Source organism: Ornithinimicrobium sufpigmenti (assembly GCF_004322775.1).
Taxonomy (GTDB): domain Bacteria; phylum Actinomycetota; class Actinomycetes; order Actinomycetales; family Dermatophilaceae; genus Ornithinicoccus; species Ornithinicoccus sufpigmenti.
Genome location: NZ_CP036403.1, coordinates 3429277 through 3455747, shown reverse-complemented (window position 1 = coordinate 3455747; position 26471 = coordinate 3429277). Strand labels below are relative to the sequence as shown.

At 71.3% G+C, this 26471-nt stretch carries 19 protein-coding genes and 1 tRNA gene; 10 read left to right on the top strand and 10 right to left on the bottom strand.

Annotated elements, in window-relative coordinates; translation table 11 throughout:
* Nucleotides 1-16 precede the first annotated feature (16 nt).
* Complete coding sequence (gene mobF / locus ESZ52_RS15815) at nt 17-3877, bottom strand: MobF family relaxase (protein WP_131105770.1); 3861 nt, start codon at nt 3875-3877, stop codon at nt 17-19.
* A 456-nt stretch (nt 3878-4333) separates the two neighbouring features.
* Here mobF and ESZ52_RS19525 point away from each other — a divergent pair, with 456 nt between their 5' ends.
* Together ESZ52_RS19525 and ESZ52_RS15805 are read left to right on the top strand one after the other, a co-directional pair.
* Nucleotides 4334-4612: a helix-turn-helix domain-containing protein gene (locus tag ESZ52_RS19525; protein ID WP_202865355.1), complete on the top strand. Its 279-nt coding sequence runs from the start codon at nt 4334-4336 to the stop codon at nt 4610-4612.
* On the top strand, nt 4609-5691 hold the full coding sequence (locus tag ESZ52_RS15805) for a tyrosine-type recombinase/integrase (RefSeq protein WP_131105769.1): 1083 nt from the start codon (nt 4609-4611) through the stop codon (nt 5689-5691). Before ESZ52_RS19525 ends, ESZ52_RS15805 begins: the two co-directional genes overlap by 4 nt.
* Before the next feature lie 93 nt (nt 5692-5784).
* Here ESZ52_RS15805 and ESZ52_RS15800 read toward each other — a convergent pair.
* A tRNA-Lys gene (locus ESZ52_RS15800) sits at nt 5785-5857 on the bottom strand.
* 281 nt (nt 5858-6138) lie between these two features.
* Between ESZ52_RS15800 and ESZ52_RS15795 the strand changes: the two genes are divergently transcribed.
* On the top strand, nt 6139-7704 hold the full coding sequence (locus ESZ52_RS15795; protein ID WP_131106692.1) for an SLC13 family permease: 1566 nt from the start codon (nt 6139-6141) through the stop codon (nt 7702-7704).
* A gap of 9 nt (nt 7705-7713) precedes the next feature.
* Here the strand turns inward: ESZ52_RS15795 and ESZ52_RS15790 are convergent, their stop codons facing one another.
* Nucleotides 7714-8385 (bottom strand): RDD family protein, encoded by a 672-nt coding sequence (locus tag ESZ52_RS15790; protein WP_181010079.1) that lies wholly within the window; start codon nt 8383-8385, stop codon nt 7714-7716.
* A 121-nt stretch (nt 8386-8506) separates the two neighbouring features.
* Between ESZ52_RS15790 and ESZ52_RS15785 the strand changes: the two genes are divergently transcribed.
* The 3 genes from ESZ52_RS15785 to ESZ52_RS15775 are packed head-to-tail and all read left to right on the top strand — an operon-like array spanning nt 8507 to nt 10969.
* The gene (locus tag ESZ52_RS15785) at nt 8507-10024 is read left to right on the top strand and encodes a purine-cytosine permease family protein (RefSeq protein ID WP_131105767.1); all 1518 of its coding nucleotides are present in this window, start codon (nt 8507-8509) and stop codon (nt 10022-10024) included.
* 28 nt (nt 10025-10052) lie between these two features.
* A complete protein-coding gene (locus ESZ52_RS15780) occupies nt 10053-10586 on the top strand; it encodes a cysteine hydrolase family protein (protein ID WP_272948386.1) in 534 nt (177 codons plus the stop codon).
* A gap of 5 nt (nt 10587-10591) precedes the next feature.
* A complete protein-coding gene (locus tag ESZ52_RS15775) occupies nt 10592-10969 on the top strand; it encodes a helix-turn-helix domain-containing protein (RefSeq protein ID WP_131105766.1) in 378 nt (125 codons plus the stop codon).
* A 109-nt stretch (nt 10970-11078) separates the two neighbouring features.
* Here ESZ52_RS15775 and ESZ52_RS15770 read toward each other — a convergent pair whose 3' ends face one another.
* The 5 genes from ESZ52_RS15770 to ESZ52_RS15750 all read right to left on the bottom strand — a co-directional run bounded on the left by ESZ52_RS15770 (nt 11079) and on the right by ESZ52_RS15750 (nt 15796).
* The gene (locus ESZ52_RS15770; protein WP_238154690.1) at nt 11079-12068 is read right to left on the bottom strand and encodes a glycine betaine ABC transporter substrate-binding protein; all 990 of its coding nucleotides are present in this window, start codon (nt 12066-12068) and stop codon (nt 11079-11081) included.
* A gap of 80 nt (nt 12069-12148) precedes the next feature.
* On the bottom strand, nt 12149-13078 hold the full coding sequence (locus tag ESZ52_RS15765; protein ID WP_131105765.1) for an ABC transporter permease: 930 nt from the start codon (nt 13076-13078) through the stop codon (nt 12149-12151).
* On the bottom strand, nt 13078-14286 hold the full coding sequence (locus tag ESZ52_RS15760) for a quaternary amine ABC transporter ATP-binding protein (RefSeq protein ID WP_131106689.1): 1209 nt from the start codon (nt 14284-14286) through the stop codon (nt 13078-13080). The genes ESZ52_RS15765 and ESZ52_RS15760 overlap by 1 nt, the downstream gene beginning before the upstream one ends.
* A 235-nt stretch (nt 14287-14521) precedes the next feature.
* A complete protein-coding gene (locus ESZ52_RS15755; RefSeq protein ID WP_181010080.1) occupies nt 14522-15271 on the bottom strand; it encodes a DUF1648 domain-containing protein in 750 nt (249 codons plus the stop codon).
* Nucleotides 15272-15391: 120 nt separating this feature from the next.
* Entirely contained in the window at nt 15392-15796 is a 405-nt protein-coding gene (locus ESZ52_RS15750) for a pilus assembly protein CpaE (protein WP_131105763.1), read from the bottom strand.
* Between the two features lie 194 nt (nt 15797-15990).
* Here ESZ52_RS15750 and ESZ52_RS15740 point away from each other — a divergent pair.
* Together ESZ52_RS15740 and ESZ52_RS15735 are read left to right on the top strand one after the other, a co-directional pair.
* Nucleotides 15991-17393 (top strand): IS3 family transposase gene (locus ESZ52_RS15740; RefSeq protein ID WP_420886837.1). Its coding sequence is split into 2 segments (ribosomal slippage): nt 15991-16324 and nt 16324-17393, totalling 1404 coding nucleotides; the frame shifts between segments, so codons are not numbered across the junction.
* Between the two features lie 79 nt (nt 17394-17472).
* A complete protein-coding gene (locus ESZ52_RS15735) occupies nt 17473-20088 on the top strand; it encodes a DEAD/DEAH box helicase (protein ID WP_131105762.1) in 2616 nt (871 codons plus the stop codon).
* 253 nt (nt 20089-20341) lie between these two features.
* Here ESZ52_RS15735 and ESZ52_RS15730 read toward each other — a convergent pair whose 3' ends face one another.
* Nucleotides 20342-21118, bottom strand: a complete 777-nt coding sequence (locus ESZ52_RS15730) for a methylenetetrahydrofolate reductase (RefSeq protein WP_131105761.1) — start codon at nt 21116-21118, stop codon at nt 20342-20344.
* A gap of 99 nt (nt 21119-21217) precedes the next feature.
* Between ESZ52_RS15730 and ESZ52_RS15725 the strand changes: the two genes are divergently transcribed.
* Both ESZ52_RS15725 and ESZ52_RS15720 read left to right on the top strand, forming a co-directional pair.
* Nucleotides 21218-21877, top strand: coding sequence for a hypothetical protein (locus ESZ52_RS15725; protein WP_131105760.1), 660 nt, complete (start codon nt 21218-21220; stop codon nt 21875-21877).
* A 122-nt stretch (nt 21878-21999) separates the two neighbouring features.
* Nucleotides 22000-22605: a hypothetical protein gene (locus tag ESZ52_RS15720; RefSeq protein ID WP_131105759.1), complete on the top strand. Its 606-nt coding sequence runs from the start codon at nt 22000-22002 to the stop codon at nt 22603-22605.
* Nucleotides 22606-22609: 4 nt separating this feature from the next.
* Here ESZ52_RS15720 and metH read toward each other — a convergent pair whose 3' ends face one another.
* Nucleotides 22610-26359 carry a methionine synthase gene (gene metH, locus ESZ52_RS15715; RefSeq protein ID WP_238154657.1) on the bottom strand — a complete coding sequence of 1250 codons (3750 nt, stop codon included), beginning with the start codon at nt 26357-26359 and terminating at the stop codon, nt 22610-22612.
* Between the last annotated feature and the right edge of the window lie 112 nt (nt 26360-26471).

Sequence of the window (26471 nt, the reverse complement as noted above, 5' to 3'; positions counted from 1 at the left end):
GCGACGTGGGCTCGGGTTATCGGGGTGGGCCGGAGGGTTGGTGGGACGCGCTGCTGAAGACCTGGTGATGTTCGGCTAGTCGTTGGGCAGCCTGGAGACGGGTGCCAGCGTCGGGCTTGAGGGCGCCGGAGACTGGGGACGGGGCGCTCAGCCGCCGGAGCAGTCGTGCCCGGTACCTGGTTGCCTCGGGTTCCTTTGTTGGAGGGCCGGTCGGGTTCGACTCGGTGGGTGGAACGGCGCGGGCGGCGCGCCAGACGGCGAGATCTTCGATGAGGTGGTCGTCGACCTCGGGCGGGAGGGTCCGTTGCCAGGGTGTCCGGGCGGACGCGCCTGCTTGGCGTGCCTCGCCGGCGACGTTCTCGACCAGCTGCTGGACCCGGTGGGTGAGCCGGTCCAGGTACTCGGTCGTGTCTGGGTCGTGTCGTAGGGCGGGTGGGATGCCGGGCAGCCACGGCAGCGGCGCGCCCCTGTGCAGCAGGGGGACGACGGCGCTGATGCGCCAGGTGAGGGCGGCGGCAGGGTCGTCGGCCTCGGTGAGGCTGTGTTTGCCGCGGTACAAGGTCGCTTCGTACAAGACGGTCTGCGGTGGGGTGCCGTCGACCCAGTGCAGGGCGAGCTGGCCCTGCAGGTTCGGGTAGGCCTCCTGCTGGGTGAGGCCGGGCAGCCAGCGTTCGAGCGCGTCGTCCAGGCCGGCCATCCGCTCGCGTCCGAGGTGGTGCTGGGCCAGGACGGTGAGGGCGTCCTGGTAGGCCAGCACTGCTTCCCGCAGCAGGGCGGCGGTGTCGCCGTGCTCGACGGTCGTGGCCGAGAGGGCACGGCCGTCCCGGGCCAGGATGTCGGTGAGTACCTGCCGCGGCTCCGCCACCTGCTCTTGGACCTCTGGGCCGACGGAGTCCATCGAAGCCGCGGGCGTGGCGAGGTAGAGGTGGTTGGACTCCCGGCCGCGGGAGAGCGCGACGTACAGGCCTTGTCGGGTCTCGGTGCCGGTCAGGACGGTGTGGGTGGTGTCTACGGTGGCGCCCTGGGCGCCGTGGATCGTGGACGCGTACCCCAGGTGGACATGCTGGGCCACGTACCCCGCCGGCAGCCGGACCCGGCCCAGCCCGGGCCGGGCCCGCTCGTCCTGACGGTCGACCGTGACGGCGCCGTCCGGGTGGACGGCGTCGACGCGCCACCGGTCGCCGTTCTTCACCCACGACCCGTCGCGGTCCCGTAGGCGCCGGTCGTTACGGCGGGTGATCACCAGGTCGCCGGCACTGGCGCGGGTCCCATCGGCCAGGGTGACTTCCGGGCCGGGGTGCTGTCCGGCGGTGGTGTGGAGTCGGTCGTGGCGGGCGCGGTGGTTCAGGTCGCGCACGGTGTCCCGGGTGGCGGCCAGCAGCAGGCTGGACAGGCCCGCCTGCCGGTCGGTCCTCCAGGCGGCGTACGCGGCCTCGGTCATGGCGCCGGTGTCTCCGGCGTGCACCCGGTCCCGTTCCAGGTAGTGCTCCAGGCCCGCGGGGTCCCCGTCCCGGATCGCGAGGGTGGCGGCGCCTTCGGCTGGGTCGGTGAACCGGTGCAGCTCGGTCAGGGTGACGGTGGTGCCGTGCGCGTACCCCTGCTCGGCCAGGTCGGTCAGGATGCCGCCCGCGGCGACCGCGGCCAGCTGCTGGTCATCCCCCACCAGCCGGACACTGCCACCCGCCTGGACGACGTGGCGGACCACGGCGGCCAGGTCACGGGTGCCGGCCATGCCCGCCTCGTCAATGACGACCAACGTCCCCGGCCCCACAACCTTGCTCACGACGGACGGTGACGACACCCGCGTTCGGGAGGCAGCTGCCGCGGTGGTCTCGTGGAGGTACTTGGCGAGGGTGTCTGCGGGGATGCCGGTGGCTCGGGCCAGCTCCTCGGCAGCGACCGCGGTGGGTGCCAGGCCCAGGACGGTCCCGCCAGTGGCTTCCCACGCGCGAGCGAGCACCCGCAGGGCGGCGGTCTTGCCGGCGCCGGCCGGGGCCAGGGCGACCTGGACCCGGCACCCGCTCGTGGCCAGGCCGTGGACCATCGCCACCTGGGACCGGTCCAGCCCCGGACCATCCACCCTCTGGGCCGCCAGGACGCTCTCAACCACGGCCGGCTCGGCTTGGCGGCCGTCCCGACGCAGCGCCAGGGTCAATAGCTCGTCCTCGGCAGCGAGGATCGCCTTGGAGGTGTAGGCCTGGCTGCCGTGCACCCGGTGGGCGGGCTGCCCGTCCGCCCGGCGCAACACCCCCGGCTCACTCAGCTCGGGTGGCACTCCGACCGGGACCGAGAAACCCTCCAGGACCCACCGTTCCACCTCGCGCCCGTACTCCTCGAGCCGGGCCAGCGGCACCCGCGCGGTACGGAGCTGACGTGAGGTCTCGGCGCGCACGTGCCACACCTGCCACGTCCCCCGCGACCCCTCCAGCACCGAAAGCACCCGCGCAGCGACCACCTGGGGACGCACACCCCCAGCTCGCTGCACCCGAGCACGTCCCTGCGTCCGTCCCCAGGGTCCCCCCTGCTGCGTACCCACCCGCTGACCTGCAACGACGGCCGCGTCTCCACCGACGTCTCTGCCTGCGTCTCTGGTGCGCTCGCGGTTGCGTCCCCACCGCGTACCCAGCGCGGCGGCGACCATCGCCTCCGGGTTGAGACCGCTACGGGCGAGGACGCTCGTGGCCTGCTGGTGCCAGGCGCGGCGCTGCTCGGCCTCCGAGCGGGGTTCGTGCTTGCCCGGCCGGGTCTCCAGGTTCGCCCGCTGCGCCAGGTGGAGCGACTCGGTACCGGTCGGGGCCCGACCATGGTCGGCCAGGAACGCCGAGGCGAGCTCGTCCTGCCGGGCCTGGATCGCCTCTCGCCGCGACGACCAGGTCGCGAGCAGGGCCGGGTCGATCCCGTCGATCTCCCGCACCGCCCGCTTGCCGTCCTGTCCGGGGCGGTCCACGAAGGTGACGCCAAGCCGGTCGACCAGACCGGCCTCCAGGTGGGTGTTGTAGTGCTCCGAGGCCATCACGTTTGCCTTGAACAACATCCGCCCATCCAGCGACAACCACCGGCCACCGTCCTCCGGCAGGGTCTGCACCTTGTTGGAGACCACCACGTGGGTGTGCAGGTCCGGGTCCCCGGTCCGCGAGTCCCGGTGGTCGAACGCCGCCGCGATCAACCCGGTGACGGGCACCTGGCGGATACCGCCCTGGCCCATCCGCGTGAACGCCACCTCGCGCTCCAGCAGCGCCAGCGTCGCCCGGACCGCGTCCTCATGCGCCTCCCGGACCTGCCTGGCGACCTCGACCGGCGCCAGTGCCCACAGCGCCGAGACCGACTTCACCGGCGAGAACGTCAGGTCGAACCCAGCCACCGGCACCCGCGCCGGCCTGGACGCCTTGGTCACGAACCGGGTCAGCTCGCCCTCGTCCACCGGCCCCCGGCCGTGCCGCCGCTCGAACACCTCCCGCGCGACCCCGGTACGGATCGCGGCCCGCTCCTCGGCCGGGATCGGGGCGTTCCACGCCAAACCCCGGCTGGTGTTGTACTCGGTGAACGCCCGCGCGATCACCTGCTGCAAGGTCGTGGCTCCGAACGTGGGGAACGGCCGTCCCAGGACTCCCCAGCCACGCTCGACGGCCCCCGGCTCACCGGCCCGAGGATGGCGGCCCTGACCGAACAGCAGCTTCATCTGCTCCTCGGTCACCACCTCGCCGGCGGCGAGGTCCACACCGGCCAGGCCCGTGCCCAGCCACCGGCCCGGCGACTCGCCCTTCTCCTCGTAGTACGCGGCCAGGCCCACCTGCCGACGCTCGGTCGCATCATGCTGCGCGACCTGACCGGTCAGGTACGTGTACCCACTGCCCGCGGACAGCTTGTGCAACGTCATCACGCCCACCAAGGCGCCGGGCGCACGCGCTGGGTCTCATCCACAATCCGCGTGCATGAGGTGTGCCTCTTCCGAAGAAAAGAACGTTGGCGTCGGTCGCTCGGTCGAGGTGGAGACGTCAGGGCGTAGTCTGCGGCTACTCGGCGGGGGCAGCGTGATGGAGCGGATGAGGGGGCAAGTCATGTCCGGCGTGCGCTTCTGAAGCATGCCTCGCGATGGCGTGCGGTTGGATGTGCTGCCTCACAGCGGCGAGGACGAGCATGTCGCTCTGCCTGTGGACAAGGAGTCTCGAGATCTGTTTGCGGGGTCATGCTGGACTCGTGGGCCCATCGTGCCGGCGGCACGCGCGAGCGCGAGTTGCGAGGAATCTGTTTCGGCTGAGTCCCCAGCGCCTCCTCGTCCGCCTTTGGGGTAACAGGCACAAACGGTGCCTGCACAGCGAAGGAAGTGGTGAGCATGACGGTTGAGCGCAGCCAACGCAGGAGCGGGTGGCTGGCAGCGCAGGCCGCGCTGCAGAGCCCGGGCCCTACCGACGGGCTCGGGGCACGGCACCCAGACCCGATGTTCCTGACCGTGCAGGAGGTCGCTGAGATGCTTCGGGTCAGTCCGGCGACGGTCCGGGCCTGGATCGCCAAGGGCGAGGGTCCACCAGCGATGCGCTTCGGCAAGCAGATCCGGTACCGGCCCGAGCGCGTCATGGAGTGGGTCGAGGAGCAGGAGGGCGGCCGCCGATGATCGACCGCCGCCAATCACCGATCACCGGACGGGTGGTGTGGCGCGTGCGGTGGTACGAGACCGAGCCCGCCGGTGGACGGCGCGAGCGGAGCCGCACCTTCATCACGAGGCGGGAGGCGCTGGACTTCGAGCGCGAACGCGCCCGGGCCAGGCGGGCGGGCGCCGTCTCCTCGAGCCGGGTGTCCGTCTCCGAGGTGGCCGAGCGTTACTTCGCCAACCTGACCGGCACGGTGGCGTCCCGAACGATCCAGGGTTATCGCCAGCACTGGCGCACGCATCTCGGCCCTACTTTCGGGCACGTGCCGGTCGACCGGCTGACGGTGCCGCGGATCCAGGAGTTCGTCTCAACCCTCGCGACCCAGCGGTCGGCGGCCACGACGCGGAAGGTGCACAGGACGCTGAGTCTGATCCTCGACCAGGCGGTGGCCGAACGCCGGCTTGCGGTCAACCCGGCTCACGGGGTCCGTCTGCCCAGCCTCCCGGCACAGCTCGGCGACCACGTCCTCGGTGTCGACCAGGTCGAGCTGCTGGCGGTGAGGGTCCACCACCACGGTACGCTGGTGCGGGTAGCGGCATACTGCGGGCTGCGCTGGGGGGAGGTGGCGGCACTGCAGGTCGGGGACGTCGACCTGCAGGCACGGCGTCTGCGGGTCCAGCGGGCACAGGTCGAGGTCTCCGGCCGGATCGAGATCAAGGCGCCGAAGTCGCGGTACGGTCAGCGCCGCGTGCCCATCCCGGGGCGGCTGGTCGACGAACTGCGCGAGCAGACGGAAGGACGGCCGGCATCTGAGCTGTTGTTCACCTCGCCCGAGGGGGAGCGGCTGCGGGCATCGAACTGGAAGCGGTGGTCCGGGTGGAGCGAGGCTGTGGCCAGCATGGGCGGCGGCATCCGGTTCCACGACCTGCGTCACACGTGCGCGAGCCTGCTCATCCAGGCGGGTGCGACCCCCGTGGAGGTGCAGCGCATCCTCGGACACAGCACGCCGGCGACGACGCTCAACCTCTACACCCACCTGCTGCCCGACGCGCTCGACGGCGCGGCCGCGAAGCTCGACGGCTACCTGGACGGCCGGCTGTGACGGCCTACGTGGCGGCCTACGAGCCGCGGTTGGTGTCTTCGGAGGGGCCCATCGACAGAGTGACACCGGCTCTCACCAGCGAAAACATCACGGTGGGCCCCGTGGGACTCGAACCCACAACCTACGGATTAAAAGTCCGCAGCTCTAACCATTGAGCTAGAGGCCCCGAGCGGAGACCTGACCCCGCGCGACCCGGCAAGGGTAGGTCAGATGCCGTGGCTGGTACCAGTTCAGGCCCCGTCCGGGGGGCGGCGCGGCATACCCTGCCCGTATCTTCGCCCGCGCAGCCCGCCGACGGCGCCGCACAGATGCTGTTCTCACACCGCGGTACGGCGCTACGTTGGTCCGCATCGATCCGCCACGAAGGGGGCAACTCCGGTGTCCGACCACAGCCGCCCGATCCCGGGTGACCATCTGAAGGACTTTGCGCCCGACCCGCGCCGCGGCATGGAGGTCGAGCAGCAGTCGCCCGGTGAGCTCTCGCCGGAGATCGAGCCGCGCACCCGCAAGGTCAGGTACGGCGGGCTGGCTGGAGGTCTGGCGGCCGCGCTCCTCGTCTACTTCATCATGCCGGGGGACGTCCCGCACTCGGCCCGGCTGACGGCGGCGACGGCCGTCCTGATGGCGGTCTGGTGGATGACCGAGGCGCTGCCGATCCCGGCGACTGCTCTGGTGCCGCTCGTCGTCTTCCCCGTCCTCAACCCTGACGTCGTCGTGGACGACATCGGGCGCAGCTACGGCAACAACATCATCTTCCTCTTCATGGGTGGCTTCATGATCGCCCTCGCGATGCAGCGGTGGAACCTGCACCGCCGCATCGCGCTGGTCACCGTCCGGGCCATGGGCACCAACCCCTCGACGGTCGTGCTGGGGTTCATGGTCGCCACCGGGTTCATCTCGATGTGGGTGTCCAACACCGCCACGGCGGTCATGATGATCCCCATCGGTGTCTCCGTGCTCATGCTGGTCTCCAAGCTGAGCACGGAGGTGGAGAGCCCCGAGGGGGCCGAGCACCAGGACGCCGACGAGATGGACATGCAGTCCGACGAGGTCAAGGCCGCGGTCATCAAGTCCAACTTCGGCACCGCGCTGATGCTCGGGATCGCCTACGCCGCCTCGATCGGCTCGTTGGGCACCATCATCGGCACCCCACCCAACACCCTGCTGGTGGGCTACCTGGCGGAGAACCACGACATCCAGATCCGTTTCGTCGACTGGATGGTCGTCGGGGTGCCGCTCGCGGTCGTCTTCATGCTGATCTGCTGGTGGCTGCTCACCAAGGTGATCTACAAGCCGGAGATCAAGGAGATCCCCGGCGGGCGTGACCTGATGACGCGCGAGATCCAGAAGCTCGGGTCCATGTCCCAGGGGGAGATCCGTGTGCTGGCCCTCTTCCTGCTCGCTGCCGTCTCCTGGGTCGGCATCCCCCTCATCTGGCCGGACAACACGCCGATCTCCGACGCGGGCATCGCGATGACGGTGGCCATCCTCCTGTTCCTGCTCCCGGCCGGCGCGGCGCGCGGGGTGCGGCTGCTCGACTGGGACTCGGCCAAGGAGCTGCCGTGGGGTGTGCTGATCCTCTTCGGCGGTGGCCTGGCCCTCTCGAGCCAGTTCGGCTCCTCCGGCCTGACCGAGTGGATCGGCGAGGTCACCAGCGGTGTCGGCGGGCTGCCCGTCGTGCTCATCGTGGCGATCTTCGCCGCGGGCATCATCTTCCTCACCGAGCTCACCAGCAACACCGCCACCGCGGCGACCTTCCTGCCGATCGCCGGTGGCATCGCGATCGGCATCGGCGTCGACCCCATGCTGCTCGCCATCCCGGTGGCGCTGGCCGCGACCTGCGCCTTCATGCTGCCGGTGGCCACCCCGCCCAACGCGATCGCCTACGGCTCCGGCTACGTGACCATCCCGCAGATGGTCAAGGCTGGCCTCTACCTCAACCTCATCGGCATCGTGCTGATCACCGCCACCACGATGACCCTGGCGGTGTGGGTGTTCTCAATCGTCTACTGACGACCCGCCTCAGGGGAGGAAGAGGTCCTTGCCGAACTTCACCGGCGGGTGACCGGCCACGACGACTGCGCCGAACATCTTGTCGTGCAGGGCCTGCTTCTTCGGGTCCCAGGTCGGCCAGAGGACCGCCAGCAGCCAGACGATGCCGACGCCGAACGGGAAGAACAGCCACAGCATCAACGTCCGCACCAGCCCGACCGGCCCGCCCAGGGTCAGTCCGTCGGCGTCCCTCACCAGCTTCAGACCGGTGAGCGCCTTGCCGGGGGACTGCCCCCTGCTGCCGTTGAGCCAGGCGATGTAGGCCCACGCCGCCACACCGGCCAGGCCGGACGCGCCGTCGAGGAGGCCGAAGGTCACCAGGTTGAGCACCATGGTGACGCCGAGGACCAGCAGGGCATCGATCAGCGTCGCGGCCACGCGCTCGCCCCAGTGGGCGTAGCGCAGCTGTGATGGCTGCTGAGGCGTGCGGGCGTGGCCGGGGACGGTGTCCTGCGGGCCCCACACCCCCGGCTGCTGCTGGGGACTCCATACCCCGGGCTGCGGTGGGGTGTTCCACGCGCCGGGCTGCTGCGGAGGGGCGTAGGGCGGGATCGGTGAGGCGCCCGTGCCCGTCGGCGGCTGGTCGACGGGGCCACCCCGCCACGGCTGCGGCTCGTCGGGGTTGTTGATCGGCCAGCTCACGGGGGCTCCTTCGCTCTCGGCACACGCGACAAACGTCGGCCATCGACGCGCAGCCCTCATTGTCCTTTGTGCGCCGCTGACCTGTCCATGTGCCCCCTGGCCGTGTGGGAGAGTTCTCGCCATGAACGAGAGCACCACCACGCGGCTCACCGAGGGCGAGCGTCGCCTGGTCGAGATCAACGGCATCGACATCATCGACGAGGCAGAGCGCACCGCCAAGCCGGTGGACCTGTTCTGGCCCTGGTTCGCCGCCAACGTGTCGGTCTTCGGGATCTCCTGGGGATCGTTCGTGCTCGGCTTCGGCATCTCCTTCTGGCAGGCGCTGCTGGTCACCGTCGTCGGCGTGGTCCTGTCGTTCCTCTTCTGCGGGGTCATCGCGATCGCCGGCAAGCGAGGCTCGGCGCCGACCATGGTGCTTTCCCGGGCTGCCTTCGGGGTCAACGGCCAGAAGGTCCCGGGGGTCTTCTCCTGGCTGATCTCGATGGGCTGGGAGACCTTCCTGGCGATCATGGCCGTCCTGGCCACCGCGACGATCTTCGAGCAACTGGGCTGGGCCAGCGGCACCACGACCAAGGTGCTGGCCATCGTCGTCATCGCCGGGCTGATCATCCTGGCCTCGGTCGCGGGCTACCACACGATCATGCGCCTGCAGTCGGTGCTGACCTGGGTCACCGGCGCGGTCACCATCGCCTACATCGCGATGACGTGGGACCAGGTCGACTTCGCCGCGATCCAGGCGATCGAGCCCGGGCCGCTCAGCGCCGTCATCGGGGCACTGGTGATGCTGATGACCGGCTTCGGCCTGGGCTGGATCAACATCGCCGCGGACTGGTCGCGCTACCAGCGTCGCGACGCTCCCGGCAGCGCCATCGTCCTCTGGAACACCGTCGGCGGCGCGCTCGCCCCCGTCCTGCTGGTCATCTACGGCCTGCTGCTCGTCGGATCCCGCCCGGACCTGGAGGAGGGCATCGTCAACGACCCGATCGGCACCCTGGCCACCATCCTGCCGACCTGGTTCCTGCTGCCGTTCCTCCTCGCGGCCGTCCTGGCCCTGGTCAGCGGCGCCGTCCTCGGCATCTACTCCTCCGGCCTGACGCTGCTGTCCCTGGGGGTGAACATCCCCCGCCCGGCCGCCGCCGGCATCGACGGCACGATCATGACGCTGGGCGCGGTCTGGGTGGTCTTCTTCGCGCAGAGCTTCCTCGGCCCCTTCCAGAGCTTCCTCATCACCCTGGGCGTGCCGATCGCCGTCTGGGCCGGGATCCTGATGGCCGACATCGCCCTGCGCCGCCGTGACTACGACGAGCGGGCGCTGTTCGACCCCCGGGGCCGCTACGGCAGCTGGAGCTGGACCCCGATCGCGCTCATGATCGTCGGCTCGGTCGTCGGCTGGGGCCTGGTCATCAACCAGTTCGCCGACGAGGCGTCCTGGAACAACTGGCAGGGCTACCTGCTCGGCCTGGGCCTCGGCGGCCGGGACGGCACCTGGGCCTGGGCCAACCTCGGCGTGCTGGCTGCCCTGGTCATCGGTTTCGTCGGCTGGCTGGTCCTGGGCCGGGCCGCGGTGCGCCGCCAGGAGGAGGGCATCGTGCCCGCCCCCACCGACCAACCCGACCAGCCCAACCGCGTGACCCACTGACCCCGCCCCGCCCACTACCGTGACAGGCATGAGCCGGATCTCGCCGCCGTGGCTGGTCGTCGTCGATGCCCAGCGGATCTTCGCCGACCCGGCCTCGGAGTGGTACGCGCCCCGGTTCGCCGAGACGGTCGAGCCGATCCGGGAGCTCGTCGCCGCGCACGAGGGCCGCGTCGTGCAGACCCGGTGGGTGCCGCCGCACGCCAAGCACGGCTCCTGGGTCCCCTACTTCGAGCGCTTCCCCTTCGCCGACCGCTCGCCCTTCGACCCGATCTTCGACGTCGTGGACGAGATCGCCGAGCTGCGCCTGCCGCATACCGTGTCCGAGCCCACCTTCGGCAAGTGGGGCGAGCACCTGCGGGACGTGGTCGGGCAGGATGCGCACCTCGTCCTCGCCGGCGTCTCCACCGACTGCTGCGTGCTGTCCACCGCGCTCGCCGCGGCTGACGCAGGCTGCCTCGTCGAGGTGGTCGCCGACGCGTGCGCCGGCTCCAGCGACGACGCACACGAGCGGGCGCTCGCGGCGATGGAGCTCTACGCGCCCCAGATCCAGGTCCGCCGCTGACCGGTATGCCGTCCGGCCCGCCCGCCTCCCCACCGGAGCCGGGGAGCTACCCGCGCCCCCTGACCGACCGCGAGCGGCAGGTCCTCGCACTCCTCGCCGACGGGCTGCCGGAAGGGCACCCGGCGCGGGCGGAGGTGCCGTCCGCGGAGGCGGTGCGGCCCTGCGGCTGCGGCACCTGCCCGTCGATCGAGCTGTCGCCGGCGGAGGGGGTCGAGGACGACGCGAGCCGGCTCGTCGTCTCCGCCGACCACCCGGACGCCCTGCTGCTGCTCTTCGTGGACGGCGGTCACCTGAGCTACCTCGAGGCGGCGCCGTGGCACGAGGGCAGGGCGGTGCGCCAGTTCCCGCCGCCGGAGGAGATCAGCGGCGTCGAGCTCGGCTGATCGCCTCCCCCGTCAGCCACGGCGCGGCCAGGCTGAGCAAGGACGGGGACGCCCCCGCCGGCGGACCGGCGGGGGCGTCGTGGTGCTGTGGGTGTTGCGTGGGGGCGGATCAGCCAGCGGTGGGCAGCTCCGGCATGGCGTCCGGGTACTGCTCCAGCCAGGCCTCGACCGCCTCGGCCTCGTTGCCCTCGCCGTACTCGTTGACGACGAGGTCTTCCAGCGCGCCGTACTCCTCGTCGGAGAGCTGGATCTGGCCGATGAACTCGGCAGCCTCCGGGAACTCCTCGGCGAAGCCGTCGGAGCCGAGGAAGTGCAGGGTCTCGGGGTCGCCCATGGCGCCCAGCGGGTCCTCCAGGTCCTTGATCGGGAACTCGCTGTTGGCCCAGAACGGGCGCCAGAGGGTGACGACGATGTCCTCCTCGTCGTCGATCGCGCTCTGCAGCTCGGCGAGCATCGCCGCGGTCGAGGAGGTGACCAGCTCGTAGGAGCCCTCCAGCCCGTAGGCGGGGATCATCTCCTCGCCGGTGACCCGGGTCAGCCCAGCCCCTGGCTCGATGCCGATGATCCGGCCGTCGAACCGGTCCGCGTTGTCCGCCAGCTCCTCCAGGGAGTCGATGTCGACGTACTCCGGGACCGCGATGGTCAGCACGGCGCCGTCGTAGTAGCCGCCCAGGTCCTCGATCTGGTCGCCGTACTCGTCCATGTAGTCGGCGTGGGTGACTTCGGGCCAGGCGGAGGGGTACATGTGGACGTCGCCGTTGGCCAGGCCGGCGTAGAGCAGCGCGGCCTCGGTGAGGGTCTCCATCTCGACCTCGTAGCCCATCTGCTCCAGCTGGTTCTCCAGCAGGTATGCGGTGCTCAGCCCGTCGGTCCAGGCCGGGAGGAAGCCCATGGTGATGGTGCCGAGGTCCTCGCCACCGGCGGCCGCCTCGTCCGAGTCGTCGGTGCTGTCGTCGGTGCTGTCGGCGTCGGTGCCACCCACGGCACCGGTGTCGTCGGTGGTGCTGTCGTCCTCGCCGTTGCCGCAGGCGGCCAGGGTCAGCGAGGCCGCGGCCGCGAGGGCCAGCAGACGCATGCGGGGGGTTCTGGTTGCGATCATCGTGGTGTTCTCTTCCTTCTCTTGGTTGCGTATCAGGTGTCTCGTGCAGGGAGTGGCGCCGCGGTCGGCAGGGTCAGAGGTCACACGGTGCTCTGGAGGGCTTCCTTGTCGGCGGCGGCCAGGCGGCGCCGGCGGCCGGCGGCCAGGGCGAGCAGCGAGCTGCTGTAGGCCCGGCGGTTGCCCAGGGCGGCGGTGAGGCGGTCCAGGTAGATCGCCAGGATCACCACCGACACGCCGCCCTCGACCCCGAGAGGGGTGTTGAGCCGGGAGATCGACTCGACGATCACCTTGCCCAGCCCGTCGGCGCCAGCGATGCCGGCGATGACCGCCATGGACAGTGCCAGCATGATGACCTGGTTGATGCCGGCCATGATCGAGGGCGTCGCCAGCGGAAGCTGGATGCCGCGCAGGATCTGCCCGGGGGAGGCGCCGAAGGCGTAGCCGGCCTCGACCGTCTCCTGGTCGACCTGGCGGATGCCCAGCTCGGTCAGCCGCACGCCCGGGGGCAGGGCGAAGATGATGGTGGCGAAGATGCCGGGCACCAGGCCGATCGAGAAGAAGGTCACGGCCGGGATGAGGTAGACGAAGCCGGGCATCGTCTGCATGAAGTCCAGGATCGGGCGCACGACCGCGCTGACCGTGTCGTTGCGGGCCGCCAGGACCCCGATCGGGATGGCGATGAGCACGGCGAACAGGGTGGCGACGGCCACCAGCGCCAGGGTCTGCATCGACTCGGTCCACATGCCCATCGACACGATGAGGCTGAGGCCGACCAGCGAGCCGAGCGCCAGCTTCCAGGAGGCCACGAACCAGGCGATGAGGGCGAAGATGAGCGCCATCACCAGCGGGGGCGGCATCAGGAGCAGGTCGATCAGGCCGTTGATGAGCGAGCTCATCACGTCGCGGAAGAGGGTCAGCAGGACCGAGAGGTTGTCGTCGATCCAGTCGAACCCGGCGTCGGCCCACTGACCGACCGGGACCTGGGGGAGCCAGCTGTGTTCGTCGGCCATCAGATCGACACCTCCTGAGGAGCGGTGGACTCACGTGGAGTGCCCAGCGCGGACAGCAACGTCACCCGGTGGATGACGCCGGCCAGCCGGCCGTCCCGGTCCAGCACGAGCAGCGGCTCGCGCTGCTCGGCGGCGTCGGTGAGCAGCTCGCCGAGGGGGACGTCCTGGTCAACGGTGCGCAGCTGCGCAACTGGCACCAGCGGCAGCGTCCGGGACTGGCCGGACACCGCGGCGGCGACGTCCTCGGAGGAGACGACACCGGCGGGCCTGCGGTCGCGGTGCACCACCACCAGGTGCTCCAGCTGGTGCTCGCGGATGAGCTTGTGGGCCGCGTGCGGACCCTGGTCGGCGCCCAGCACGGCCACCGGCGGCTCCATGACCGCGCCTGCGGCCAGCACCTTGCTGCGGTCGACGTCCTGGACGAACTGGGCGACGTAGTTGTTGCTGGGGTCGTTGAGGATCTGCTCGGCGGTGCCGATCTGCACGATCCGCCCGTCCCGCATCATCGCGACCCGGTCGCCCAGCCGCATCGCCTCGTTGAGGTCGTGGGTGATGAACAGGATGGTCTTGTCCAGCCGCTGCTGCAGGTCGACCAGCTGGTCCTGCATCTCGCGCCGGATCAGCGGGTCCAGGGCGCTGAACGCCTCGTCCATGAGCATGATGTCGGTCTCGGCGGCCAGCGCACGGGCCAGGCCCACGCGCTGCCGCATACCGCCGGACAGCTCGCCGGGCAGGTGGCCGCCCCAGCCGTCCAGACCCACCATCGACAGCGCCCGCTCGGCCTTCTCCTCCCGGTCGGCGCGGTTGATCCCCTGGATCTTCAGGGCGTAGGCGGCGTTCTGGCCGACCGTCTCGTGCGGCAGCAGCGCGAAGTGTTGGAAGACCATGCTGATCCGCTCCCGGCGCAGCCTGCGCAGCGCCTCACCCTTGAGCGTCGAGAGCTGCTCGCCGGCGACGACGACCTCGCCGGAGGTGGCGGGGTGCAGGCCGTTCATCATCCGGATCAGGGTCGACTTGCCGGAGCCCGACAGGCCCATCACCACGAAGATCTCCCCGGCCTCGACCTCGAAGCTGGCATCGATGACGGCGGCCGTCTGGCCGTCGTCCCTCAGCTCGTCGCGGGTCGCACCGCGCTGGAGGGCCTCGACCCCGCGGTGGGGTCGACGGCCGAAGATCTTGTACAGATGCTCAGCGGCAAGAATGGGCACACGCATCCCTCGGGTCGGTGGTCACGGGGCGGTCACAGGCGGCCACCGGGCGCACGCCGGGACGCCCGTCAGGGCAGGCTGAGGAGCCGCCCGAGGGCGTCGGCACGCAGAGGGGCCACTGGCCGACGCTAGGCCAGTTCAGCCTCGGGAATCCAATTGCGGCACCAATCGTGATCCCTTCGTGATCCGCCCGTGATCCTCTCGTGATGCGTGGGCCCGTCGCGACAAGAGTTTCTCAGGCGAGCCACACGATGAGCACGACCGGCACCACCATGACCACCACGAACGCCGCCACGGCGATCTTGCCCCCGCGAGAGCCCACGTTGACCGTGGTGCCCACGCCGTGCCCCTCGCGCTTGGGCACCATGACGCGGGGATCGTCCGGGTTGCGATAGAGGCCCAGCGGCAACCACAGCCGCTCCTCCGCCTCCTCCTCCGGGGTGGGATGTATGCCGTGCAGCTGCGCGGTGGACCTCGCCCACCGCGCCCACCGGCGGTAGGCCAGCCAGAGGGCCACGAACATCGCCACCAGGAAGACGACCACCGGCCAGGGGGAGAGCCGCTCGGGCGTCTGCCAGGTCGACACCGCGATCCAGGCGAAGAGGAGCGCGAGCAGGAGGGCGACCCAGCCCAGGCCGGCCCGGGTGCCGCGCACCGAGCCCTCGACCCGCAGCTGCGTCCAGTCCGAGGCGTCGTCGGGGATCGGGGTCAGGCTCGGCAGCACCGCCGCGACCACCGGCAGCACGAGAAGCGTCCCCGCCCCGATCAGCGGGCCCATGAAGACCGTGTCGGGAGACTTCTCGCCCCACCGGGTGGCCTCCCCGTCCGGTCCGAAGTGCAGAGGGATGCGGTCCGGAAGGCTGTCGTAGATCGCGATCCCGTAGACGGTCACGCCCACGAGGACGGCCGCCGCCAGCAGGAACGGCCACCAGGACGCACGCCGTCCCTCACGCAGCAGCTGGTCGATCTGGGTCGTCGTCGGCACGGATCTCCTCATGCTCGGTCGCTCGGGGGTCGGGGGTGCGACGGCCCAGCGAGCATGGGGGTTCCCGGTGGCCCGCGCGGTCGCCGCGTCGAACAGGCTGATCGAGCCGGGGGCAGGACCTCAGGTCCGGTGGCGCAGGACCTCGAGGACCGCCAGGCCGTAGGCCTCCTCCGCGTCCCGGTGGGAGAAGGTCAGCGGCGCGCCGTTGACGAGCGCCACCACGGCATACCCCTCCGCCTCCATCCCCAGGCCGACGAAGTCGTGCCCGAGCACCGCGCGTAGCTGGTCCTCGCGCGGCAGCCACAGCGTCTCCTCCAGCGCCACCGAGTCGAGCGCCCACTCGGCGACGCCGTTGAAGCCGATGACCGAGCCGCCGACCAGGTGGTGGACGTCCACGGTCATGTCGGCGAGGTGGAAGACGTCCTGCTCCATCCCGGGGCGGTCCACGACGAAGCGGTCGCCCGACATCGGGGACCACACCAGACCTTCGTCGTGCAGCCGGCGGGCCAGGTCCACGCTGATCATCACCCCAGTGTGGCGCAGCCCCGGCACAGAGTCGGCACAGAGTCGGCACAGAGTCGGCACAGAGTCGGCACAGAGTCGGAACAGAGTCGTCGGCAGCCGCCGGGAGTCGCCGGGACCCTGTGCGTCAGGATGGGGTGAGACACCAGCACTGTTGACCTTCGCACTGCACGGGGCGAGATCGGATCAATACTGAGATGACGATGACGACTGCTGATGTCGGCACCGATGATGGGGTCATGTCCCCTCGTGCTGACCAGCCGAAGCGGCGGAGGTTCACCGCCGAGTTCAAGGCCGCGATCCTTGCCGAGTACGACGCCGCGGAACGTGGTGAGCGGGGCGCGATCTTGCGCCGGGAAGGGTTGTACAGCTCGCACATCATCGAGTGGCGCAAGGCAGCGCAGGCCGGTGCGCAGGCCGGGTTGGGTGGCAAGCGACGAGACCGCCAGGAACGGGAGCTGCAGGCGCTGCGGGCACGGGCGGAGAAGGCCGAGGCCGAGCTCGCCCGCACGAAAGCTGCCCTGGATCTGGTGGGAAAAGCACACGCGCTCTTGGAGACGCTCTCCGAGAGCGCGGACAAGCCGCCGCGGTCGCGGCGGTGATCGACCCGGCCGTCGACGACCTGGCTGAGCAGGTCGGCACCGCAGCTGCGTGCGCCCTGCTGGGCCGCTCCCGCGCGGGTCACTACCGGGCCAAGAACCCGCCCCGGCCACGCCCGACGACACCGCGCCCGGCCCCGGCGAACAAGCTCACCGAGGCTGAACGGGCGCACGTGCTGGCGGTGCTGACCAGCCAGGAGTTCGCGGACAAGTCGGTCGCCCAGGCCTGGGCCACGCTGCTGGACGAGGGCACCTACCTGTGCTCGCAGTCCACGATGCACCGCATCCTGCGCGAGCACGACATGGCCGGCGAACGACGCCGGCAGGCCACCCACCCAGCCAGGACCAGGCCCGAGCTGGTGGCAACCGGCCCTGGACAGGTTTGGAGCTGGGACATCACGAAGCTGCGAGGACCGGAGCGGGGCGTGTACTACGACCTGTACGTCGTGCTCGACATCTTCTCCCGGTTCGTCGTGGCCTGGACCATCGCGGCCCGCGAGGACGCCGACATCGCCAAGAACATGCTCGAGCAGGCCATGGGCGTGCACGGTGTCCCGGACGCGGTGCACGCCGACCGGGGCACCTCGATGACCTCCAAACCGGTCGCGCAGCTGCTGGTGGACCTGGGCGTGGCCCGGTCCCACTCCCGCCCGCACGTCTCGAACGACAACCCGTACAGCGAGGCCGCGTTCAAGACGTTGAAGTACGCCCCGGTCTTCCCCGAACGTTTCGGGTCCCTGGCCGACGCCGGCGCGTTCGCCGAGCAGTTCTTCGCCTACTACAACCACGAGCACCGCCACTCCGGCATCGGGCTGCACACTCCCGCCAGCGTCCACTACGGCACCGTCGGTCAGGTCCGCGCCCAACGCCAGTCCACCCTGGACGCTGCCTACGCCGCCCACCCCGAGCGGTTCGGCCACCGCCGACCCCAGGCGCCCAAGCTGCCCCAGGCCGCGTGGATCAACCAGCCCTCACAGGAGTCCCTCATACAGACCGCCTGACGGAAACTGTCTCACCCGACTTGACACCTTCCGGGAGGCGCCCGGTGGCGGCGGCACGGCATACCGGACAATGGTGGCGATGCAGCCGGACCAGACCCTGACCGACGCCCTCCCGCCGGGCGCGGCCGCCGGCGACCCCGACGCCCTCTACGAGGTGTTCACCACCTGGGCGGCGGAGCAGGGCACCAGCCTCTACCCGCACCAGGAGGAGGCGCTGCTGCACCTGCTCGCCGACAGCAATGTCGTGCTGGCGACGCCGACCGGCAGCGGCAAGTCGCTGGTCGCCACGGCCGCCTGCTTCCTGGCGCTGGCCCGGGACGAGGTCGCCTTCCTCACCGCGCCCATCAAGGCCCTGGTCAGCGAGAAGTTCTTCGACGCCTGCCGGATCTTCGGCGCCGAGAACGTCGGCATGCTCACCGGCGACGCGGCCGTGAACGCCGACGCTCCGATCGTGGTGTGCACCGCCGAGGTGCTGGCCAACATCGCCCTGCGCGAGGGGGAGGGTGCCGACATCGGGGTCGTGGTGATGGACGAGTTCCACTACTACGGCGAGCCCGACCGCGGCTGGGCCTGGCAGGTCCCGCTCCTCACCCTGCCGCAGGCGCAGTTCGTGCTCATGTCGGCCACGCTCGGCGAGACCACCCGCTTCGAGCAGGACCTGACCCGGCGGACCGGGCGGGAGACGGCGCTGGTGGCCGGCGCCGAGCGGCCGGTGCCGCTGCACTTCGGCGAGGAGCTGGCGATGACGCCGCTGCCGGACACCATCCAGAACCTGCTGGAGGAGCGCCAGGCGCCGATCTACGTCGTGCACTTCACCCAGCGCGAGGCGCTGGAACGGGCCCAGTCGCTGCTCTCGCTGCCCCGGCTGGTCAGCGTCGAGGAGAAGGAGGCGATCCGGGAGCGGATCGGAGCCTTCAAATTCACCGCCGGCTTCGGGCGCACCCTGTCCCAGCTGGTGCGGGCCGGGATCGGTGTGCACCACGCCGGGATGCTGCCGCGCTACCGCCGCCTGGTCGAGCAGCTGGCCCAGGACGGGCTGCTCAAGGTCATCTGCGGCACCGACACCCTCGGGGTCGGCATCAACGTGCCGATCCGCACGGTGCTGTTCACCGGGCTGGCCAAGTACGACGGCTCGCGCTCGCGGGTGCTGCGCGCCCGGGAATTCCACCAGATCGCGGGGCGCGCCGGCCGGGCCGGTTACGACACGGCAGGGTATGTCGTGGTGCAGGCCCCCGAGCACGCCGTCGAGAACGCCCGCAACCTGGCCAAGGCGGGCGATGACCCCAAGAAGCTGAAGAAGGTCCAGCGCAAGAAGCCACCCGAGGGCTTCATCTCCTGGTCCGACCAGACCTACCAGAGGCTGGTCAACGCAGACCCCGAGTCGCTGCAGTCGCGGATGAAGGTCGACCACTCGACGATCCTCAACGTGGTGGCCCGCAAGGGCGACCCCGTGGCCAACCTGGCCACGCTCCTGCGGGACAACCACGAGACGCCGGCGGCGCAGGCGCGGCTGCAGCGGCGGGCGATCGCGCTGGGTCGGTCGATGCTGGAGACGGGGGTGCTGGTGCGCCGCGATCCTCCCGGCCCGGACGGTCGCACCGTGGACCTGGCGCCCGGCGTCGCCGACAACTTCGCCCTCAACCAGCCGCTGGCGCCGTTCGCCCTGGCAGCGCTGGACCTCTTCGACCGGGAGTCGCCCACCTACGCCCTGGACGCCCTTTCGGTGGTGGAGGCGGTGCTGGACGACCCCATGCCGATCCTGATGCAGCAGCGCTACAAGGCCCGCGGCGACGCCGTCGGCCAGATGAAGGCCGACGGGATCGACTACGACGAGCGGATGGCGCTGCTGGAGGAGGTCACCTGGCCGCGGCCGCTGGCCGAGCTGCTCGAGGGCACGCTGGCGATGTACCGCCAGTCCCACCCCTGGGTGCGCGAGGACGCGCTCTCGCCCAAGGCCGTCGTGCGCGACATGTGGGAGCGGGCGATGAGCTTCACCGAGTTCGTCGGCTTCTACCAGCTGGCCCGGTCCGAGGGCGTCGTCCTGCGCTACCTCACCGACGCCTACCGCACCCTGCGGCAGACGGTCCCGGAGTCGGCCTACACCGAGGAGCTGCACGACCTGGTCCACTGGCTGGGGGAGACGATCCGGCAGACCGACTCCTCGCTCCTGGAGGAGTGGGAGGCGCTGACCGACCCGGAGCTGGTCGCCGCAGCCGCGGCGCGCGAGGCCGCGGGTGCCCCGCCGGTACCCGTGCGGCCGGTCACCGGCAACGAGCGGGCCTTCCGGGTCATGCTCCGCAAGGCGATGTGGCGGCGGGTCGAGCTGGTCGCCGACGACGCGTGGGAGGCCCTCGGTGCCCTGGAGGCGCAGGTCGCCGCCCTGCCCGAGCCGCCGCTGGAGCCGCTGATGACCCCGGGGGACTGGGACCTCGCCGTCGGTGACTACTACGACGCCCACGACCAGGTGGTCCTCGACGCCGACGCCCGCGGCCCGCAACACCTGCGGATGGGCCCGGTCCCCCCGGCACAGGCTCAGATCGCCGACGGCAAGGCGAGCCGGGTCTGGGAGGTGACCCAGACCGTGGTCGACCCTCAGGGCGACGTGGACTGGGTCATCGAGGCCGAGTGCGACCTGGACGCCAGCGACCTGGCCGGTGAGCCGGTGCTGCTGGCGGTGGCCTTCCGCCGCCTCTGACCCGACAGAGCACGCGAAACGGCCCCACAGAACACGCGAGACGGCCCGACAGAACACGCGAGACGGCCCCACAGAACACGCGAGACGGCCCGACAGAGCACGCGAGACGGCCCGACAGAGCACGCGAGACGGCAACCTGGAGCACCGCCCGAGCGCTCGCCGGCCCGTGTGGGGACCGTCGGGCATGCGTGCGCGTGTCCTGTGGGGCTCTTTGCCGTGTCCTGTGGGGCCCTTTGCCGTGTCCTGTGGGGGGTTAGAGGACGCCGGCCAGGTAGTCCATGACCGAGGTGCGGACCGGCATGAGGTAGATGTGCTGGCCGCGCTCGCGGGCGAAGTCGATGGCGCGGCGGGCGAACTCACGCTGCCAGTCGATGGTCGGCGCGAAGGTGGTGGGGAAGGCGACGAGGTTGCGCCGGCGCCAGTAGCCGGCCGCGCCCTTGGTGGTCACCGTCGTGGCGCCCCACCACACGTCCACACCCTGCGGCAGGATCCCGGCCCACGCGGCCATCAGGTGGGTGTCGAAGAACGGCTGGGTGAAGATCCCGCTTGCCCCGGCCGCCAGCTTGCGCTCCAGGTAGCGCATCTCCTGCGCGATGCCCGTCCGGTACGGGTCCAGGCCCGCATACACCCGCACCTGCGGCAGCTCGGCGCGGAACCGGCGGATGACGTCGACCGCATCCACCGGGTAGGTGTGGTGGGTGAAGTAGTCGGCGTCGTCACCGGAGACGACCAGCACCTCGTCCACGCCCTGGTCGAGCAGGTCCTGCCCCATCGGCAGCGGCGCGTCGGGGTTGACGTCCGCGGCCCGGATGTGGGGGATGCGCCGGTATGCCGTGCCGTCCGGGCGTCGGACCGCCTCCCCGGCGACCTTGGTCGCCTCCCAGCTGCGCAGCTCGAACTTCAGCAGGTCCGGGATGTTGATCGTGTCCACCCAGGGCAGGTGCGCGTGGACCTGCGCCATCTCCGTGCGCACGGACTCCACGCTGCGGGGGACGAGCTCGACGGAGATGCGGGGCTGGGTGCTGGTCATCGAGGACCAGTCTGGCAAGGCCGCCGGGCGAGGGTCCGTGCAGGTCGGGACAGGTGCGGTCGGTAGGATCACCGGACACCGACGGAGGGAGACCCGGACATGCGCCGTGCCGGGCCGCTGCTGACTGCCAGCCTGGCAGTCCTGCTGCTCGCGGGGTGCGCAGGGGACGGGAACGGGGCGATCTCCGAGGAAGAAACCTCCGCGCAGACCTCCCCGCACTCCACCTCGCTGGACACGGCGCAGGAGACCACCGGCCCGGCGGACATCACCGCGGGCAAGGACTTCGGGCCTCAGACCATCCACGACGAACGCGGCACCCTGCTCAAGCGCACGGGCCAGTGGGCGGGGCTGCGGGACGACGAGGACACCGTCACCGACGCGGTGTTCCGCATCACCCGGATCGACCCGGACCTGCGCTGCACCGCCGAGGACGCCGCGGAGCCGGTGAACGGCCGGTTCATCGGCCTGCAGGTCGAGGTGCAGACCAGCCCGCAGCTGGGCCAGACGGGCTCGCGCGCCACCTTCAACCTGCACCCCGAGCAGTTCACGGCGGTCCTGCCCGACGGGCAGACCGAGGGCCGGCTGCTGGGCGAGGGGCGCACCTGCCTCCCGCGGGACGAGTACCTGCCCGACGCGGTCACCGCCGGCATGAGCGTCAGCGGCACGCTCGTGCTCGACGCCCCGGAGGAGGCCGAGGCCATCGTCCTCGAGGGCCTCCCCTTCCGCAGCATGCGCGGCTGGGAGTGGAACCTGCCCTGAGGTCGGCCAGGCACGCCAGACCAGCAAGCCAGCGGGCCAGCGAGCCCTTGCCATGGCTCTGGCCTGCGACGTCAGGGTCTCGTCGTTACGGTGGACGGACAGCCGACCGACGGAGGACCGCAGTGGCACGACCCTGGACGACACCGACGGCCGCGGTTCTCGCGGCCCTGATGCTCGCGGCCTGCGGCGGCGAGGAGACCGTGGAGTCGGCCGAGGACGTGCCGCCTCCGACCAGCACCTTCGGCCAGGACCGGGACGTGGAGGGCCTCGGTGAGGACGAGCTCGACGAGGAGACCGGCTACTGGGTCACCGAGCTGGGTCAGTGGGTGGAGATCACCGCCGAGGAGGAGCCGGCTGCGCTCCTGCGCATCCAGGAGGTGGTGAGGGACCTGGAGTGCGCCGACGGTGCACAGCCGGAGGAGGAGCAGTTCATCGGGCTGCAGGTCGAGGTCGAGGCCAACCCCGACATGGAGGACCTGGGCTTCGACCAGCTGCCGATGGCCCCCCAGGACTTCCAGGTCCGCCTTCCCGACGGCGGCGTCACCGGCGGCCTGCGCGGCAACGGTGCCACCTGCCTGCCCGAGGACGAGCGGCTCCCCGAGGCCGTCGCCCCTGGCGAACAGCTGGCGGGCACGGTCGTCCTCGACGCGCCCGCGGAGGTCGAGGCCATCGTGCTGGACGCGGTGCGCTACCAGATGGCCGGTGGCTGGATGTGGCCGCTGCCCTGAGCCCTCACCGCAGCAGCGGTCCCAGCCAGCGCTCCGCCTCGGTCCTGCTCCAGCCCTTGCGCTGCGCGTAGTCGACCACCTGGTCCTGGCCGACCCGGCCCACCGCGAAGTACCGCGCCTGCGGGTGGCCGACCAGGAGGCCGGAGACCGCGCTGCCCGGCGACATGGCGCCGTGCTCGGTGAGCAGCATCCCCGCGGCCGCCTGGGCGTCCAGCAGCCGCCACAGGGTGAACTTCTCGGTGTGGTCCGGCTGCGCCGGGTAGCCGGGGGCAGGCCGGATGCCGTCGTAGCGCTCCTTGATCAGGTCCTCGACCGCCAGGTCCTCCTCCGGCGCGTAGCCCCACAGCCGGGTCCGGACCTCGCGGTGCAGCCACTCGGCGAACGCCTCGGCGAGCCGGTCGGCCAGCACCTGCACCATGATCGCGCCGTAGTCGTCGTGCTCCTCCCGCAGCTGCGCCGCCAGGTCCTCGGCGCCGTGGATCGACACCGCGAACGCCCCGACGTGGTCGCGGGGCCGGCCCTGCTCGTCGGGCGCGGCGACGAAGTCGGCCAGCGCGGCATACCCGCCCTGCCTGCGCTCCCGCTGCTGCCGGAGGGTATGCAGCACGGTCGCCTCCCCGTCCACGTCCAGGACGATGTCGTCGCCGTCCCGGTGCGCGGGCCACAGCCCCACCACGCCCCGCGCGGTGAGCAGCTGCTCGTCCAGGATCCGCGTCAGCCACCGCTGCCCGTCGGCCCACGTGGCGCGGGCCTGCTCGCCGACCTTGGGGTCCTCCAGGATCCGGGGATAGGTCCCGCGCAGCTCCCAGGCGGAGAAGAACGGGGTCCAGTCCACGACCTCGACCAGCTCTGCGAGCGTGGGCTGCAGCACCTGCGTGCCGAGCAGCGCGGGGGTCACCGGCACCGGCTCGGACACCGCGCGGGTGTCCGCCCGCGCCTGCTCCAGCGGGACGAGACGGACGTCCTTGGTGCCGTGCCGCTCGCGCAGCTCGGCGTAGGTGCCGGCGACGCGGTCGCGCAGCTTCTCCTCGTGGTGGATCGCGTCGGAGACGACACCCACCGCACGGGAGGCGTCGACCACGTGCACCACGGTGCCCTCGTAGGCCGGGTCGATCTTGACCGCCGTGTGCGCCGCCGAGGTCGTCGCGCCGCCGATGAGCAGCGGCGTGGTCAGCCCTCGGCGCTGCATCTCGGTCGCCAGCGCCACCATCTCATCGAGGCTCGGCGTGATCAGCCCGGAGACCCCGACGACGTCGGCCCCCAGCTCGTCGGCCGCGGCCAGCAGCTTCTCCGCCGGGACCATCACGCCCAGGTCGGTGACGTCGTAGCCGTTGCAGCCCAGCACCACGCCGACGATGTTCTTGCCGATGTCGTGCACGTCCCCCTTGACGGTGGCCAGCACGACCCGGCCCTTGGTCCGCCCACCGGTGGCGGCGGCGTCGGCCTCCAGGTAGGGCGTCAGGTGGGCGACGGCCTTCTTCATCACCCGCGCGGACTTGACCACCTGGGGCAGGAACATCTTGCCGGCGCCGAAGAGGTCCCCGACCACGTCCATGCCCGCCATCAGCGGGCCCTCGATGACCTGCAGCGGGGAGCCGAGCTCCTGGTAGGCCTCCTCGGCGTCCTCGACGACGTAGGCGTCGATGCCGTGCACGAGCGCGTGCCGCAGCCGCTCGGTGACCGGGGCGTCCCGCCAGGCCAGCCGGGCGGCGGCAGCCGCTGAGCCGGCGGCCGTGCCACCCTCGCCCGCGGCGTCGGCCTTGATCCGCTCGGCCAGGGCGATCAGCCGCTCGGTGGCGTCCTCGCGACGGGCCAGCACGACGTCCTCGACCGCCTCCCGGAGCTCGGGCTCGATCTCCTCGTAGACGCCGAGCATGCCGGCGTTGACGATGCCCATGTCCAGCCCGGCGCGGATGGCGTGGAAGAGGAAGACGGTGTGCATCGCCTCCCGCACGGCGTTGTTGCCGCGGAAGGAGAAGGAGACGTTGGAGATGCCGCCGGAGACGAGCGCCCCGGGCAGGTGCTCCTTGATCCACCGGGTGGCCTGGATGAAGTCCAGCGCGTAGCGGTCGTGCTCGCTCATCCCGGTCGCCACGGTCAGCACGTTGGGGTCGAAGATCACGTCGTGCGGCGGGAACGGGTGCGGCAGCGCCACCGAGGGCTCGGTCAGCAGCCGGAACGCGCGCTCGCAGACCGCGATCCGGCGCTCGTAGGAGTCGGCCTGGCCCTGCTCGTCGAAGGCCATCACCACCACCGCGGCGCCGTAGCGGCGCACGACCGCGGCCCGGCGCAGGAACTCCTCCTCCCCGTCCTTGAGGGACAGGGAGTTGACCACGCCCTTGCCCTGCAGGCAGCGCAACCCGGCCTCCAGCACCTCCCAGCGGGAGGAGTCGACCATGACCGGGACCCGCGCCACGTCCGGCTCGACCGCCAGCAGGTTGAGGAAGTGGGTCATCGTGGCCGGCCCGTCGAGCATCCCCTCGTCGACGTTGACGTCGACCAGCTGGGCCCCCGCCTCCACCTGCTGCCGCGCGATGGCCACCGCCGCGTCCCAGTCGCCCTCCTGGACGGCCCGGGCGAAGCGGGGGCTGCCGGTGATGTTGGTGCGCTCGCCGACGTTGACGAAGTTGACGTCCGGCGACAGCGTGAAGGCCTCCAGCCCGGACGTGCGCAGGTATGGCGTGGGCGTCACCGGTCTGCGCGGCGCCACCCCCTCCACGGCCTCGGCGATGGCCCGGATGTGCTCGGGCGTGGTGCCGCAGCAGCCGCCGACGATGTTGAGCAGCCCCTCCCGGGCCATCTCGCCCAGGACCTGCGCCATCTCCTCCGGTGTGTCGTCGTACCCCCCGAAGGCGTTGGGCAGCCCCGCGTTGGGGTGCACTGACGTGAGGGTGCCGGCGGTGGCCGCCGCCCCGAGCTCGCGCAGGTGCGGGCGCATCGCCTCGGCGCCCAGCGCGCAGTTCAGCCCGACCGAGAGCAGCGGGGCATGCTCGGTCGAGACCGCGAAGGCCTCGGGCGTCTGCCCGGACAGGGTGCGCCCGGAGGCGTCGGTGATGGTGCCGGAGAGCAGCACCGGGACGGGCGTCGCGCCGGTCCCGGCCCGCCGCTGCTGCACGTCGGCGATCGCGTGCAGGGCCGCCTTGGCGTTGAGGGTGTCGAAGACCGTCTCGACCAGGAGCAGGTCGGCGCCGCCGTCCAGCAGGGCCTCGACTTGCTCGGCATACGCCTCGCGCAGCTGCTCGTAGGTGACGGTCCGCAGCTCGGGGCGCTCGACGTCGGGGGAGAGGGAGGCGGTGCGGTTGGTCGGGCCCAGCGATCCAGCCACCCAGCGCGGACGGCCGGTGGCGGCGGCCACCTCGTCCGCCACCTGCCGCGCGACCCGGGCCGCGGCCACGTTCATCTCCCGCACCAGCGCCTGGGTGCCGTAGTCGGCCTGGGCGATCGACGTGGCCGAGAAGGAGTTGGTGGTGAGGATGTCGGCGCCTGCCTCCAGGTAGGCACGGTGCACCCCGGCGACCACCTCGGGCCGGGTCAGCCCGAGCAGGTCGAAGTTGCCGCGCAGCGCGGTCCCCTGGTGCACCTCCCACGGCGGCCCCTCCCCGTGGAAGTCCTCCTCGCGGAGCCCCTCCTGCTGCAGCATCGACCCGTACCCGCCGTCCAGCACGAGGATGCGGTCCTCAGCCAGGCGCCGCAGGGGATGGGCGGTGCTGGGGACAGGCACGCGGTCGGCGGCAGGAGAGGGGATGGCAGCCACCCTGTCACTGTATGGGCGCGCGGGGGCGTCGCCGAATCTCCGCCGGCGCACCTGGAGCCGGTTCGTCATGGGTGGGCCGGTTCCTGCCGGCTCACCCATGACGTCCCGGCTG

Excerpts from the sequence above, each read along its gene's own strand:
- mobF (WP_131105770.1), bottom strand. The coding sequence starts at position 3,877 with ATGACGTTGCACAAGCTGTCCGCGGGCAGTGGGTACACGTACCTGACC.
- ESZ52_RS19525 (WP_202865355.1), top strand. The coding sequence starts at position 4,334 with ATGACGGTTGAGCGCAGCCAACGCAGGAGCGGGTGGCTGGCAGCGCAG.
- ESZ52_RS15805 (WP_131105769.1), top strand. The coding sequence starts at position 4,609 with ATGATCGACCGCCGCCAATCACCGATCACCGGACGGGTGGTGTGGCGC.
- ESZ52_RS15795 (WP_131106692.1), top strand. The coding sequence starts at position 6,139 with ATGGAGGTCGAGCAGCAGTCGCCCGGTGAGCTCTCGCCGGAGATCGAG.
- ESZ52_RS15785 (WP_131105767.1), top strand. The coding sequence starts at position 8,507 with ATGAACGAGAGCACCACCACGCGGCTCACCGAGGGCGAGCGTCGCCTG.
- ESZ52_RS15780 (WP_272948386.1), top strand. The coding sequence starts at position 10,053 with ATGAGCCGGATCTCGCCGCCGTGGCTGGTCGTCGTCGATGCCCAGCGG.
- ESZ52_RS15775 (WP_131105766.1), top strand. The coding sequence starts at position 10,592 with ATGCCGTCCGGCCCGCCCGCCTCCCCACCGGAGCCGGGGAGCTACCCG.
- ESZ52_RS15770 (WP_238154690.1), bottom strand. The coding sequence starts at position 12,068 with ATGATCGCAACCAGAACCCCCCGCATGCGTCTGCTGGCCCTCGCGGCC.
- ESZ52_RS15765 (WP_131105765.1), bottom strand. The coding sequence starts at position 13,078 with ATGGCCGACGAACACAGCTGGCTCCCCCAGGTCCCGGTCGGTCAGTGG.
- ESZ52_RS15750 (WP_131105763.1), bottom strand. The coding sequence starts at position 15,796 with ATGATCAGCGTGGACCTGGCCCGCCGGCTGCACGACGAAGGTCTGGTG.
- ESZ52_RS15735 (WP_131105762.1), top strand. The coding sequence starts at position 17,473 with ATGCAGCCGGACCAGACCCTGACCGACGCCCTCCCGCCGGGCGCGGCC.
- ESZ52_RS15730 (WP_131105761.1), bottom strand. The coding sequence starts at position 21,118 with ATGACCAGCACCCAGCCCCGCATCTCCGTCGAGCTCGTCCCCCGCAGC.
- ESZ52_RS15725 (WP_131105760.1), top strand. The coding sequence starts at position 21,218 with ATGCGCCGTGCCGGGCCGCTGCTGACTGCCAGCCTGGCAGTCCTGCTG.